13 protein-coding genes and 1 pseudogene are annotated in these 12,564 nt (G+C 65.3%); 5 read left to right on the top strand and 9 right to left on the bottom strand.

Features of this window, described 5'->3' with window-relative positions:
- Positions 1 to 62 precede the first annotated feature (62 nt).
- The 3 genes from ACXAEK_RS11450 to ACXAEK_RS11440 form a co-directional block, all read right to left on the bottom strand.
- Positions 63 to 449, bottom strand: coding sequence for an ACT domain-containing protein (locus tag ACXAEK_RS11450; protein WP_475042026.1), 387 nt, complete (start codon positions 447 to 449; stop codon positions 63 to 65).
- 2 nt (positions 450 to 451) lie between these two features.
- A complete protein-coding gene (argF, locus tag ACXAEK_RS11445) occupies positions 452 to 1,378 on the bottom strand; it encodes an ornithine carbamoyltransferase (protein WP_475042025.1) in 927 nt (308 codons plus the stop codon).
- A gap of 79 nt (positions 1,379 to 1,457) precedes the next feature.
- The gene (locus ACXAEK_RS11440) at positions 1,458 to 2,633 is read right to left on the bottom strand and encodes an acetylornithine transaminase (RefSeq protein WP_475042024.1); all 1,176 of its coding nucleotides are present in this window, start codon (positions 2,631 to 2,633) and stop codon (positions 1,458 to 1,460) included.
- Between the two features lie 393 nt (positions 2,634 to 3,026).
- On the opposite strand from ACXAEK_RS11440, the gene ACXAEK_RS11435 reads away from it, so the two are divergent.
- A complete protein-coding gene (locus ACXAEK_RS11435) occupies positions 3,027 to 3,938 on the top strand; it encodes a DMT family transporter (RefSeq protein ID WP_475042022.1) in 912 nt (303 codons plus the stop codon).
- Between the two features lie 116 nt (positions 3,939 to 4,054).
- Positions 4,055 to 5,287, top strand: a complete 1,233-nt coding sequence (locus ACXAEK_RS11430) for an MFS transporter (RefSeq protein ID WP_475042020.1) — start codon at positions 4,055 to 4,057, stop codon at positions 5,285 to 5,287.
- A 5-nt stretch (positions 5,288 to 5,292) separates the two neighbouring features.
- Here the strand turns inward: ACXAEK_RS11430 and ACXAEK_RS11425 are convergent, their stop codons facing one another.
- The gene (locus ACXAEK_RS11425) at positions 5,293 to 6,105 is read right to left on the bottom strand and encodes an ABC transporter permease (RefSeq protein ID WP_475042018.1); all 813 of its coding nucleotides are present in this window, start codon (positions 6,103 to 6,105) and stop codon (positions 5,293 to 5,295) included.
- Positions 6,106 to 6,266: 161 nt separating this feature from the next.
- On the opposite strand from ACXAEK_RS11425, the gene ACXAEK_RS11420 reads away from it, so the two are divergent.
- Complete coding sequence (locus ACXAEK_RS11420; protein ID WP_475042017.1) at positions 6,267 to 6,863, top strand: GcrA family cell cycle regulator; 597 nt, start codon at positions 6,267 to 6,269, stop codon at positions 6,861 to 6,863.
- Between the two features lie 68 nt (positions 6,864 to 6,931).
- Here the strand turns inward: ACXAEK_RS11420 and ACXAEK_RS11415 are convergent, their stop codons facing one another.
- A complete protein-coding gene (locus ACXAEK_RS11415) occupies positions 6,932 to 7,810 on the bottom strand; it encodes a LysR family transcriptional regulator (protein ID WP_475042015.1) in 879 nt (292 codons plus the stop codon).
- 74 nt (positions 7,811 to 7,884) lie between these two features.
- On the bottom strand, positions 7,885 to 8,100 hold the full coding sequence (locus ACXAEK_RS11410; protein ID WP_475042013.1) for a hypothetical protein: 216 nt from the start codon (positions 8,098 to 8,100) through the stop codon (positions 7,885 to 7,887).
- Here ACXAEK_RS11410 and ACXAEK_RS11405 point away from each other — a divergent pair.
- Positions 8,065 to 8,691, top strand: a pseudogene (locus ACXAEK_RS11405) (alpha/beta fold hydrolase); the annotation flags it as partial. The gene ACXAEK_RS11410 and the pseudogene ACXAEK_RS11405 overlap by 36 nt on opposite strands.
- A gap of 192 nt (positions 8,692 to 8,883) precedes the next feature.
- On the opposite strand, the gene ACXAEK_RS11400 reads toward ACXAEK_RS11405, so the two are convergent.
- Positions 8,884 to 9,402, bottom strand: a complete 519-nt coding sequence (locus ACXAEK_RS11400; protein ID WP_475042011.1) for a YHS domain-containing (seleno)protein — start codon at positions 9,400 to 9,402, stop codon at positions 8,884 to 8,886.
- Positions 9,403 to 9,675: 273 nt separating this feature from the next.
- Between ACXAEK_RS11400 and yghU the strand changes: the two genes are divergently transcribed.
- Positions 9,676 to 10,551 carry a glutathione-dependent disulfide-bond oxidoreductase gene (gene yghU / locus ACXAEK_RS11395; RefSeq protein WP_475042009.1) on the top strand — a complete coding sequence of 292 codons (876 nt, stop codon included), beginning with the start codon at positions 9,676 to 9,678 and terminating at the stop codon, positions 10,549 to 10,551.
- Positions 10,552 to 10,932: 381 nt separating this feature from the next.
- Here yghU and ACXAEK_RS11390 read toward each other — a convergent pair whose 3' ends face one another.
- Complete coding sequence (locus ACXAEK_RS11390; RefSeq protein ID WP_475042007.1) at positions 10,933 to 11,736, bottom strand: SseB family protein; 804 nt, start codon at positions 11,734 to 11,736, stop codon at positions 10,933 to 10,935.
- Entirely contained in the window at positions 11,733 to 12,350 is a 618-nt protein-coding gene (locus ACXAEK_RS11385) for a uracil-DNA glycosylase family protein (RefSeq protein WP_475042005.1), read from the bottom strand. Before ACXAEK_RS11385 ends, ACXAEK_RS11390 begins: the two co-directional genes overlap by 4 nt.
- Positions 12,351 to 12,564: the final 214 nt, after the last annotated feature.

Genomic DNA, 12,564 nt, shown 5'->3' with positions numbered 1-12,564 from the left:
TGAATGGCCCGCAGCAGGCGGGAGCGCTTCCCGCCCGGCAGCCGAAACTTAGCAGCCTGGCTTCAGACTTCCACCCGGTGCCCTGCCGCCCGCCAGGCGCTCATTGCCGCGGCCAGCTCCGCCTGCCGGACCAGCAGATAGTCCCGGTAGAAAGTCGAGATGGCAAAGACCCCGAGCCCGGCCTCCGAGACCGGCCGCACCGCCGACAGGACCACCCCCGGCGCGTCGAATTCATAAAGGTCCGAGACCTGGAATGCCGCCCAGCCGGCGGAGCTTTCGGTGCCCCCGGGCACCCGCTCCGCCAGGCAGACCACCGAGGTTTCATCCCCGGCATGGGTCGCATTCACCAGCCCCGGCCCGCTCACCCAGGCAGGCAAAGCGGTGCCGGGCGCAAGCCGCGACACGGCGTATTCACCGGGCAGGCCGCGCAGCAGCAGCTTGATGGCCATGCTCAGCCCTCGAGGCACCAGCGCATGATGGCCTTCTGCGCGTGCAGACGGTTTTCCGCCTCGTCGAAAATAACCGACTGCGGGCCGTCCATAACGGCGGAGGTCACCTCTTCCTCGCGGTGGGCCGGCAGGCAGTGCATGAACAGCGCATCCGGTTTCGCATGGGCCATCAGTGCATCGTTCACCTGATAGGGGCGCAGCATATTGTGGCGGCGCTCCTTGGAGGACTGGCTGTCATGCATCGACACCCAGGTGTCGGCGACAATCAGATCGGCGCCTTCCACGGCTTTCGCCGCATCGCGCTCGACCACGATCTTGGATCCGGCCTTGCGCGCCAGCCCCATGAATTCTTCCTCCGGGTCCAGCTGCGACGGGCCGGTGAAGGTGAGGTCAAAGCCGAACTGCCCGGCGGCGTGGATGAAGGAGGCGCAGACGTTGTTGCCGTCGCCGCACCAGACCACCTTCTTGCCCTTGATCGGGCCGCGGTGCTCTTCATAGGTCAGCACGTCAGCCATGATCTGGCAGGGGTGGGTGCGGTCCGTCAGGCCGTTGATCACCGGCACGTCGGAATATTCCGCCATCTCGGTCAGCACGGTCTCGTCAAAGGTGCGGATCATGATCATATCGACATAGCGGCTGAGGACGCGCGCGGTGTCGGCAATGGTCTCACCGTGTCCCAGCTGCATGTCCTTGCCGCTGAGCACCATGGTCTGGCCGCCCATCTGGCGCACACCGACGTCAAAGGACACCCGGGTCCGGGTCGAGGGTTTTTCAAAGATCAGCGCCACCATCCGGTCCTTCAGCGGCAGCTCATCATCCAGCGCCGCCTTGCGGCGGCCAAGACGCGCCTGCTTGGTGGTCTGAGCCTGGTCGATGATGGCCCGCAGATCGGCCGGATCGGTTTTGTGTATGTCGAGGAAGTGGTTCATAACGGTGTCGCTCTTGGCTGAGGAAGGCCGGGGGCTGTCTGCCCCCGGACCCCCGAGGATATTTCTGGCCAGAAGAAGTTCAGGCGGCTTCTACTTGTGCGGCGGTTTTGTCCAGGCGGCTGACGGCCTCGGCGATGTCCTCGTCCGTGAGGGTCAGCGGCGGCAGCAGGCGGATCACATTGTCGGCTGCCGGAACCGTGATCAGTTCGTTCTCATAGCCTGCATTGACCACGTCAATGTTCACCGCCTTGCACTTGAGGCCCAGCATCAGACCGGACCCGCGCACTTCCTCGAAGACCTCCGGGTGATCGGCGATGAGGCCCTCCAGCTTCTGCCGCAAAAGGCCCGCCTTGCGGTTCACCTCTGCCAGGAATGCTTCATCGGCGACGTGATCCATCACTGCACAGCCCACCGCGCAGCCCAAGGGATTGCCACCGTAGGTGGAGCCATGGGTGCCCGCGGTCATGCCGCTGGCGGCCTCTTCCGTGGCCAGCACCGCACCCAGCGGGAAGCCGCCGCCGATACCCTTGGCGACCATCATGATGTCGGGGGCGATGCCTGCCCATTCATGGGCAAACAGCTTGCCGGTGCGCCCGACGCCGCATTGCACCTCATCCAGGATCAGCAGCAGCCCGTGCTCATCGCAGATTGCCCGCAGCGCCTTCAGCTCCGCATCGGGCACCACACGGATGCCGCCCTCGCCCTGCACCGGCTCGATCATGATGGCGGCGGTGGTCTCTGTGATGGCATTGGTCACACCATCCAGATCGCCAAAGGCCAGATGCACGAAACCCGGCAGCAGCGGGCCGAAGCCCTTGGTCATCTTCTCGGACCCCGCCGCGGCAATCCCCGCCGACGACCGGCCATGGAAGGAGCCGTCAAAGGTGATGATCTCCACCCGCTCAGGCTGGCCCTTGTCGTAGAAATACTTGCGCGCCATCTTCACCGCCAGCTCGCAGGCCTCGGTGCCGGAATTGGTGAAGAACACGGTGTCGGCAAAACTATGCTCGACCAGCTTGTCCGCCAGCGCCTGCTGCTGCGGGATCTGGTAGAGGTTGGAGACATGCCACAAGGCCTGCGCCTGGGTGGTCAGCGCCGCCACCAGTGCTGGATGGGCATGGCCCAGCGCATTGACCGCAATGCCCGCCCCCAGATCCAGAAAGCGTCGCCCGTCCGCCGTGGTCAGCCAGGCGCCTTCGCCTTTGACGAACTCAAGCGGTGCACGGTTGTAGGTCGGCAGAACGGACGGGATCATCAGGATCATCCTTTTGGTGATGTGAAGCCAAAGCTGTGACGCAAGCCAGGCCATAGGTCAACGGAATTGGAAAGGAATGTGCCTATCGGCGGCACAACAGATCAAAGGGCCGGTTACGCCTGGCGGCGTCGGCGTCGCGAGATGGTGATATTTGCGCGTTTGATCATGGGCAGGTTCCATAACGGAGGTTTTCCCGAAAGAAAACCCCTTCCGTGCACGCGCCCCGCCTTTTCGGAAGCACCCCGCCTGCCGCCTTCCTCTTGCCTCAAATATCCCGGGGTGAATTGGCCGTCAGGCCAAGAGGGGCAGCGCCCCTGCCCCTGGGTCAGAATTCGGCCGCTGCCGCAGCCTTTCCCCTTGCATCCCGCGGCGGCTTGCCGCACCGCTGGGGCCATGAGCATTGCCACGCCGCAGAACCCAGCCCTGGCCGCCGCCCTTATCCTGGCGGCAACCACCTTCATTGCCGCCACCACCCTGCTGGCCAAGGCATTGGGGACCGAGGCCCTCGGCACGCCGCTGCACCCGATGCAGATCAGCCACGGGCGGTTTCTGTTTGCCTTCATGGGGATTTCAACGGCAGTGCTGCTCCTGCGGCCCCGCTTCATCCGGCCGCATTGGGGCTATCATATCGGGCGCACCTCATTTGGCTGGGCGGGGGTCACGCTGATGTTTGCCTCGGTGGCCTATATCCCGCTGGCGGATGCCACCGCGATCACCTTCCTCAATCCGGTCTTCGGCATGCTGCTGGCGATCCCGCTTCTGGGCGAGCGGGTCGGCCCCTGGCGCTGGGGCGCGGCGCTGATTGCCATGATCGGGGCGATGATCCTGCTGCGCCCCACTCCTGCCAGCTTCCAGCCCGCAGCACTGCTGGCGCTGACCGCGGCTGCGGTGATGGGAATGGAGCTGATTTTCATCAAGAAACTGGCAGGCCGCGAAGCGCCCTTGCAGGTCTTGTGGTTCAACAACCTGTTGGGCCTGGCCATTGCCAGCTGCGCGGTGCTGCCGGTCTGGCAGATGCCCTCCCCCGGCCAATGGGCAGCCCTGGCCGCCCTGGGCCTTTTGATGGCCTGCGCCCAGGCCTGTTTCATAAACGGGATGGCGCGGGCCGATGCCTCCTTTGTGGCGCCCTTCAGCTATGCCACGCTGGTCTTTGCCGCGCTTTATGACTTCCTGGGCTTTGGTGCGGTGCCGGATGCCATCTCGGTGCTGGGCGCGGTGATCATCCTGGCCGGCGCCGCCATCCTCGCCTGGCGGGAGGGGCGGCAAAGACCCCAGGCCCGCGCCTCGGCGCCCGCCGCGAAATAGGCTTCACGGAAAGTTTCTCCCAGCCCCAGGCCCGGCAGCGACCGCCGCGTCGAAAACCGGCATTTTCCGCATATGTTCCGCCGCCACCCTGACCCCCAGCAGGACAGGAGGGACAGATGCACGAGCGGCGAATACCTGATTGGCTGCGCCATGCGCCGGTGCCCTCGGTCCGGGATTTCGGCATTCTCGCGGGGCTTGAGGCGGTGGTGCGCGGCATCCTGATCTCGGTGTTTCCGCTGATCATGTACCGGGCGCTGGGGGATGCCGGGCTGGTCTCGGCCTCATATTTTGCCGTCGGCGTCTTGTCGCTGATTGCCGGGATGATGGTGCCAGGGCTGATCCGGCTGCTGCCGCGCCGATGGGCCTATTCGCTGGGGGCTGCGATGTTTGTCCTGTCCGCCGGTTTTGCCATTGAGGGCAGCCCGGCCTCGGTTCTGGCCGCGCTGGCGCTCAACACCGTGGCCTCCGTTGTCACCTTCATCTGCTTCAACGCCTATGTGCTGGATTACATCGCCCGGGTGGAGCTGGGCCGGTGCGAGACCTCGCGGATGTTCTATTCCGCCGTCGGCTGGACCGCCGGGCCGGTGGCGGGCGTGCTGCTCTTGGAGTGGCGGGCGCCTGCCCCCTTCCTGATCTCGGGCGGCGCGGCGCTGATCCTGCTGGCGGCCTTCTGGTGGATGCGGATGGGCAACGGCAAGCAGATCGCCCGGGCGCGCGGGCCTGCCTCCAGCCCCTTGAAATACCTGCCCCGGTTCCTGGCCCAGCCGCGGCTGGTCACCGGCTGGCTGTTTGCGGTGATCCGCTCGGCGGGCTGGTGGATCTATGTGGTCTACTTGCCGATCTTCGCCATCGAAAAGGGCTTGGGCGAGGAACTGGGCGGTGTCCTTTTGTCCGCCACCAATGCCGCCCTGTTCGGCGCGCCGTTGCTGCTGCGGCTGGTGCAGCGGCATTCGATCCGGCTGGCGGTGCGTGCCGGCTTCCTGGGCGTGACCTTGTGCTTTGGCGCAGCGGGCTTTGCGCAGGGATGGCCGATGGTGTCGATTGCGCTGCTGGTCGCGGGGTCTGCCGCGCTGATCCTGCTGGATATCTGCGCCGGTCTGCCGTTCCTGATGGCGGTGAAACCCTCGGAGCGGACCGAGATGTCGGCGGTCTATTCCAGCTACCGCGATATTTCCGGCATCCTGACACCGGGTGCCGCCTGGCTGGTGCTGCTGGTGGCGCCTGTTGCGGGCATCTTCACCGCGGGCGCCGCCGCCACCGCGGCCGCCGTCTGGCTGACCGGCAAGCTGCATCCGCGGCTGGGGCGGCGCAAGCCGGCGCCGGCAGCGGAGCCGGTGCCAGCCGAATAACGGGATCAGGGCTTCAACCGGTAGCCGGTCCGCAGCATCACCCAGGCCAGGGTGCAAACGGCAAGCGTGGCGCCGCTGCAGACCGCCAGCCCCAGCAAGGGCGGGCTGTCAGAGGTGCCGATCACCCCGAATCGCACCCCGTCGATCAGGTAGAACACCGGGTTCAGATGCGAGATCACTTTCAGAACCGGCGGCAATGCCTCTACCGAATAGAAGGTGCCGGAAAGGAACGCCAAGGGCGTGACGATGAAATTGGTGATCGCCGCCATCTGGTCGAACTTGTCCGCAAACACGCCCGCCACAATGCCCAAGCCCCCCAGGAACGCCGCGCCCAGCACGATGAACACCAGCGCCGTCAGCGGGTGCGCGGGCACGATCTGCAAGACCGCCATCAGCCCCAGCCCGATGCCCAGCGCCACCAGCGTGCCGCGCGCCACCGCCCCCGCCAGGTAGCCCAGCAGGATCTCCAGCCCCGACAGGGGCGGCATCAGAGTGTCGACGATATTGCCCTGCACCTTGGCAATAACGATGGAGGATGAGGTGTTTGCAAAGGCGTTCTGGATCACCGTCATCATCATGATGCCCGGCGCCAGGAAGGTCAGGAAGGGCACCCCCATCACATCACCGCGCTTCGGCCCGATGGCGATGTTGAAGATCATCAGGAACAAGGCCGCAGTGACCAGCGGCGCCAGCAGGGTCTGGGTCCAGACCGCCAGGAACCGCTTCACCTCGCGCCAGGCCAGCGCCTTGAGGCCCAGCCAGTTCACCCGCCCGAACCGGCGCGCGCCCAATTCCACCTGATAGCCCTGATCCGCCATGCTGCCCCTCGCGTTTCCTTGCCCGGACTGCATAACGGCTGTGCCAATAGGCGCAAGATGCCTTGTAACTCCGCCCGCAGTGATTAGAATAGGGCGATCACACGGAATATGATGGCGGCCGCAGAACCCCTGGGGCCGCTATTAGCTTGGAAAGGCAACAGATGTCCTGGACAGACGAGCGCGTCGAACTGCTCAAGAAAATGTGGGGCGAGGGCCAGTCGGCCAGCCAGATCGCCAAGGAACTGGGCGGCGTCACCCGTAACGCCGTCATTGGCAAGGTGCACCGCCTCGGCCTGTCCAACCGCAACAGCGGCTCTGCCAAGGCTGCCGAGCCGAAGGAAAAGCCCGCAGCCGCCCCCGCCGCCGCGGCGCCGAAACCTGCGGCAGCCCCCAAGCCCAAGCCGCAGCCCAAGACCGAACCGGCACGGCCCGCCGCCGCGCAGCCCGCGGCCGAAGCCAAGCCGGCAACGCCTGCGCGCCGCCAGATCATCCCGGCCGGCCAGCCGCTGCCGCCGCAGCCCTCCGCCAATGAAATCAGCCCCGAGGCGCTGGCCAAGGTCAACGAGATCGAAAAGAAAGCCAAGAAGCTGGGCCTGATGGAGCTGACCGAGCGCACCTGCAAATGGCCGGTCGGCGACCCCGCGACCGAGGATTTCTGGTTCTGCGGCCTGCCCGCGCAGCAGGGCAAACCCTATTGCGAGGCGCATGTGGGCGTGGCCTTCCAGCCGATGTCCTCGCGCCGCGACCGCCGCCGCTGACCGGCGCCGATCGTACAGTATTCGAAACCCGCGCCCCGGCGCGGGTTTTTTGTTTTGACCGCCGCGGGCTACGCGGCGCTGACACGGTTTTGCCCGCCCGCCTCGCGGACAATCTCCGCTGCCAGCGCCTTGGCCGCAGCCGAGCGGGACTTCGCCGCAATCCGCACCACATAGGCAAGCGGCGGCGGCGGCGGCCCCATCACATGGTCGATGACCTCCATCTGCGGTGTAATATGGCGGGCGTTGAGCAAGGCCACACCCAGCCCCGACACCACGCCAGAGGCAATCCCGGCAACGCTGGCGCATTCCAGAACCGTGACCAGCCCCGCACCGCGCTCTGATCCGGCCTCTTCGGCCCAATGCTTGTAGAAACACTGCGCATCAAAGGCCAGGAACGGCACCGGGCGGTCCGGCACCAAGGGCAGATCCGGCGATTTCACCCAGTGCAGGCTGTCTTCATAAAGCACCGTATCCGACGGCTGCAGCCGGCTCTGGAAGATTTGCATCACCGCCAGATCCGCCTCGCCGCGCGCCAGCTGCTGCTCCAGCGTCAGGCTTTGCGCCACATGGGTGCGCACCTGCACCTCCGGATGCAGCCGGGCAAAGCGGCCCAGGATGCGCGACAGCCCGCTGCTGGTGGTGTCCTCGGTCATGCCCAGCCGGATGCTGCCCTTAAGCGGCTGGCTGATCAGGCTGGCCAGGGCCTCGTCATGCAGGGCGAGAATGCGGCGGGCGTAGCCCAGCAGCCGCTGGCCGTCTTCGGTGAACAGCGGCCCGCCGCTGCGCCGGGCCAGCAGGCCGCGGCCAAGCCGCTCCTCCAAGCGTTTGATTTTATGCGAGACCGCGGATTGCGACAGCGCCAGATGCTCCGCCGCCCGGGTCACCCCGCCGCAGTCCTGCACCGCGCAAAGCGCCTGCAGCGCGTCAATTTCCATGCGGTGGCTCATGCGGGTCTCCTGTCTCCGGTTCTTGCGCCAATCATGACAAATTTCGATCACACAATCAAATCAACTCATTTGAGTCATGCATAATCCGGAGGCATGTTCCATTCCAGCAAACAAGGAGCTGACACATGGACCACATCGTCACCGAACACATATTGATCAACGGCACCCGCATCACCCATGGCGTGCATGGCGCGGGCACGCCGGTTGTGCTGATCCACGGCACCCCGTCCTCCTCGCTGATCTGGCGCAATGTCATGCCCGCGCTGGTCAAGGCAGGCCATCAGGTTCATGTCTACGACCTGCTGGGCTACGGGCTGTCAGAACGCCCGGCCGATCCGGCCATCGACACCTCGATCAGCGCTCAGGTGCCAATTCTGGAGGGTCTCCTCTCCCATTGGGGGCTGGAGAGCGCTCATATCATTGCCCATGACATCGGCGGCGCCGTCGCCAAGCGTCTTGGCATCTTCTCCCCCGAACGGCTGCGCTCGCTGACGCTGATCGACGCGGTCAGCTATGACAGCTACCCCTCCAAACGCACCCGCCAGCAGATGCAGGAGGGGCTGGAGGCGCTGATCAGGAAACCCGATGCGGATCACCGGGCGCATTTCCGGGAGTGGCTGCTGTCCGCGGTGCAGAACAAGCAAAGGCTGGCAGAGGGGCCGCTGGAGACCTACCTCGATTTCATCTCCGGCCCCATCGGCCAAGGCAGCCTGTTCCAGCATCAGATCCGCCATTACGACCCGAAACACACGATGGAGATAGCAGACCGCCTGCATGAGCTGGGCAAGCTGCCGGTCAAACTGATCTGGGGTGCTGATGATGCCTGGCAGGCCGCGGATTGGGCCTACCGGCTGCAGGAGGCCATTCCGGGCGCGGAACTGGACGTGCTGGAGGACTGCGGCCATTTTGCAATGGAGGACCAGCCGGAACGGATCGCCGCCCTGCTGACCGGTTTTCTGGCCGGGCCGGCTGAGGCCAGCGTTGCAAAAACCAGCAAAAAACCCGCGCTCGCCAGCGCGGGTTTCCTGTCTTGCCTGTTGAAAACGCAGGCGCCCTGCGGCCCGCGGGCCGGATCAGTTCGCAACCGGGCCTTCAGAGGTGAACTTCGGGATCACGCTGTCCGAGGCCGCCTTGGGTTCGATCCCCGGCCAGTTGCCCTCTGCCAGGTTAATGTTGCCCGGGATGTCTTCTTCCCAGAAACCGACCACCACATCGGTGATGTTCAGGTACAGCTTGTCATCGACGATGCGCCACAGGTTCGGGTTGGCCGGAACCTTGCCGCCCTTGGAGACGCCATAGGCGCAGTGGCCGTCATACTGCGGCGCGTAATAGGCGGGATCGGCCGCGAATTTGTCGCGGTTCTCCGCCGAGGAGAACGCCCAGGTGGCGCCATTGTACTCGGCGGTGAATTCGGTGCTGCCGCGCACCGGCGCGGTCTGCGGGGTGCCGACCGGGTTCATCTCCAGGCTGCGGTAGGCCACCACGTCATAGCCCGACACCGCATAGCCGGTGCCGTCGACATACTGCTCACCGGCAAAGGCCGGCATTGCAAAGCTCAGCGCTGCCGCAGCAGCAAATGCAAAACGCTTCATGAAATCATCCCTTTCATCGGTGATCGCTTCAAGTTGGGCACCGGCATCCCGTCCGGCTTCGAAACAGACATTATAGGGCCTGCAGCAAATGCGAAGGGGGGTTCACGCCTCTGTGTCCGCAAGCGCCGCTTCTGTGAGGTTTTGAAAAATTTCCGCTGCCCATACCTTCCAGTCATTGGAATTTGTAAATATCCCCTTATCTCTGCCAAAGCCAATTGCCGCAGCGCGTGCGATTGACCGGTTTCAGGAAACAATCAAAGCAAGGCCCGACAGATGTGCGATACCCCCTATACCCCGCCCAAGGTCTGGACATGGGACCAGGAAAACGGCGGCGAGTTTGCCTCCACCAACCGTCCCATCGCCGGTGCGACCCACGATAAGGAGCTGCCCGCGGGCAAGCACCCGCTGCAGCTTTACTCGCTGGCGACCCCGAACGGGGTGAAAGTGACGGTTATGCTGGAAGAACTGCTGGCCAAGGGCCACGCAGGCGCCGAATATGACGCCTGGCTGATCCGGATCGGCGATGGCGACCAGTTCGGCTCGGGCTTTGTGGAGATCAACCCCAACTCCAAGATCCCGGCGCTCCTGGACCGCAGCGGCGATGAACCGGTGCGGGTGTTTGAAAGCGCCTCGATCCTGATGCATCTGGCGGAGAAATTCGGCGAGTTCCTGCCCGAGGGCGGTACTGCGCGCACCGAGACGCTGAACTGGCTGTTCTGGCAGATGGGCAGCGCGCCCTACCTCGGCGGCGGCTTTGGCCATTTCTACGCCTATGCGCCGGAGAAATGGCAGTACCCGATCGACCGCTTCGCGATGGAGAGCAAGCGGCAGCTGGACGTTCTGGACCGGCAGCTGGCAGAGCGGACCTATATCGCGGGTGAAGACTACACCATCGCCGATATGGCGATCTGGCCCTGGTACGGCCAGCTGGTGCTGGGCCGCCTCTATGATGCGGCGGAGTTCCTGGACGTTGAAAGCTACACCAATGTGGTCCGCTGGGCCAAGGCCATCGACGCCCGCCCGGCGGTGCAGCGCGGCCGCATGGTGAACCGCTCCTTCGGCGATCTGGAGCTGCAATTGCACGAGCGCCACGACGCCAGCGATTTCGAGACCCGCACCCAGGACAAGCTGGAACCGGCGGCAGAGTAACCGCTTGGCCGCAAACACCCCGGCCCAGGCCTTGCCGGGTGCTCCCGCGCCCGCGCACCCCCGGGCAAGGCCCGGGCTTGCTTATGCGGCCTTGGGCACGGCGCCGCGCTGACGCGCGGCGCGCCACCGTCTGCGGGCTACCCCTGCCAGTTTCCGGGTCAAGGGCTGCGCCAGCAGCCGCGCATCGCGCGGTTTACCCTTGACGCGGCAATTGGCAGGCACAGCCTTGCCATGGCGCCTTAAGGGCAGGCCTGCCCTTAAGCGCTTCTCAGCAGGCTTCCTTGCGCTGTGCGCTGCACAGCGCCACCCCCAACTGTGAGGCACATTCCCCGAATGTGCTGGAACAGGCGGGAGCCTCCCCCCTTCCTGTTCTTTCAACCGCTAAACCAGCCGCGGCGGCTTGTCCGGGTTGCTGCCCGGGATTTCCGGCTGATAGCTCTGCGGCTCAGGCGGCTGCGGCAGATCGAACCGCAGCCCAACCCGGGCCAGGCTGGCGGCCACCGGGTCCGCGGCCTCGAAAAACGCAACATCCATCGCCCCCGCCTCAATCCCGGAGAAGGTCAGCGCCTCGCTGGCGGCCTTGGCAAGCGAGGCCTGCGCGGCCTCCTTTGCGCCAACAAAACCCAGCAGATGCCCCTGCCCGCCGCCCTCGTAGCGGACCCCGGCCAGATAGGCCGCCGCCGCAAGCCCGCCCGCAGTGGCAAGCTTGGCATCCAGTGCGGTCAGCAGCGCCTCCGGCAGACCCTTGGGGGCGGTGAACCCGGTGACGCCTGCCTCCACCTCTTCCGGTGCATGGCCGAGGGTCTGATGCAGCCAGGCGATGGCCTCTGCCGGGATCAGGAACGCCGAAGGCGCCACCTCAAGGTTCAGCCCCAGGCCAATTTCCTGGCCGCCCCCCTGCCCGGCCAGCATCTGCGCAACCACCCGGCCCGACAGCGCCGCATAGGGCACCGCTTGGCCTGCAAAGGCCGCCAGCCGCTCCTCGCGGTCAAAGACCAGCACAAAGGCGCCCTCCGGCGTCTCAAACAGCTCCGGCGTGATCTGATCGCCATCCGCCTCCGCCGCCAGCATCAGGAACAGCTCTGCATCGGCCAGCCGCTCATAAAACCGCAGCCGCGCAGCATCGTCCTCGGGCGCGGCCTCCATCGCGGCATGGGCCAGATCCAGCGGGGTCTCTTCTGTCATCGCATCAGCTCCTTCACCCTGGCCTGCAGAACCGGCAGCAGCTCCGCCTCGAACCAGGGGTTTTTCTTCAGCCATCCGGTATTACGCCAGGAGGGATGCGGCAAGGGGAAGACCTGCGGCGCATGATCCCGCCAGCCCTGCACCAGCGGCGTCACAGAGCCCTTCCAGCCCAGGTGGTAGCGCTGCGCATGGGCGCCGACCAGAACCTTCAGCTGCACATCCGGCAGCTGCGCCATCACCTGCGCGTGCCAGGTCTTGCCGCAGATGGCAGGCGGCGGCAGGTCGGCCTTTTTGCCGTTGTAGCCGGGAAAGCAGAACCCCATCGGCACCACCGCAACCCGGTCCTTGTCATAAAACTCAGCCTCGCTCAGCCCCAGCCAGGCCCGCAGCCGGTCGCCAGAGGGATCGGTGAAGGGCCGGCCGCTCTCATGCACCCGCGCGCCCGGCGCCTGGCCTGCGATCAGGATCCGGGCGGAGGGGCGGAACCAGACCACCGGGCGCGGTTCATGCGCGGTGGCGGTGGCCGCAAAGCGCGCGGCACAGATCCGGCAGCCGCGAATTTGTTCCTTCAGCTGCCGGCTGGCTTTGATTGTTTCTGAACCGGAAACAGACATGTTGCGCCCCGCACTCCCCGTCTGCCTGCAATTTCCCGCCGCTGCGGCGCGGATACAAGGCAATTTGGTTAAGACTTGGTTGATGATTTATGTCACAATTCGACATAATAAGGCCAAATTCCCCGCGTAGGCCATTAACACTCTTTTGATAACAAAGAGCCATGGGCGCGGGTCAGCGCCTGTGAGATAATGAGGCAGACAGAGCCCCCAAGCG

The organism is Leisingera sp. ABM4_101 (genome assembly GCF_056158725.1).
This window is presented reverse-complemented; position numbering and strand designations above follow the sequence as displayed.

What these genes read in the sequence shown, in the direction of transcription:
- ACXAEK_RS11450 (WP_475042026.1), bottom strand. Translation starts at nt 449, where the DNA reads ATGGCCATCAAGCTGCTGCTGCGCGGCCTGCCCGGTGAATACGCCGTG.
- argF (WP_475042025.1), bottom strand. Translation starts at nt 1,378, where the DNA reads ATGAACCACTTCCTCGACATACACAAAACCGATCCGGCCGATCTGCGG.
- ACXAEK_RS11440 (WP_475042024.1), bottom strand. Translation starts at nt 2,633, where the DNA reads ATGATCCCGTCCGTTCTGCCGACCTACAACCGTGCACCGCTTGAGTTC.
- ACXAEK_RS11435 (WP_475042022.1), top strand. Translation starts at nt 3,027, where the DNA reads ATGAGCATTGCCACGCCGCAGAACCCAGCCCTGGCCGCCGCCCTTATC.
- ACXAEK_RS11430 (WP_475042020.1), top strand. Translation starts at nt 4,055, where the DNA reads ATGCACGAGCGGCGAATACCTGATTGGCTGCGCCATGCGCCGGTGCCC.
- ACXAEK_RS11425 (WP_475042018.1), bottom strand. Translation starts at nt 6,105, where the DNA reads ATGGCGGATCAGGGCTATCAGGTGGAATTGGGCGCGCGCCGGTTCGGG.
- ACXAEK_RS11420 (WP_475042017.1), top strand. Translation starts at nt 6,267, where the DNA reads ATGTCCTGGACAGACGAGCGCGTCGAACTGCTCAAGAAAATGTGGGGC.
- ACXAEK_RS11415 (WP_475042015.1), bottom strand. Translation starts at nt 7,810, where the DNA reads ATGAGCCACCGCATGGAAATTGACGCGCTGCAGGCGCTTTGCGCGGTG.
- ACXAEK_RS11410 (WP_475042013.1), bottom strand. Translation starts at nt 8,100, where the DNA reads ATGAACCTGATGGCCTGCCTTGACCAGCGCGGGCATGACATTGCGCCA.
- ACXAEK_RS11400 (WP_475042011.1), bottom strand. Translation starts at nt 9,402, where the DNA reads ATGAAGCGTTTTGCATTTGCTGCTGCGGCAGCGCTGAGCTTTGCAATG.
- yghU (WP_475042009.1), top strand. Translation starts at nt 9,676, where the DNA reads ATGTGCGATACCCCCTATACCCCGCCCAAGGTCTGGACATGGGACCAG.
- ACXAEK_RS11390 (WP_475042007.1), bottom strand. Translation starts at nt 11,736, where the DNA reads ATGACAGAAGAGACCCCGCTGGATCTGGCCCATGCCGCGATGGAGGCC.
- ACXAEK_RS11385 (WP_475042005.1), bottom strand. Translation starts at nt 12,350, where the DNA reads ATGTCTGTTTCCGGTTCAGAAACAATCAAAGCCAGCCGGCAGCTGAAG.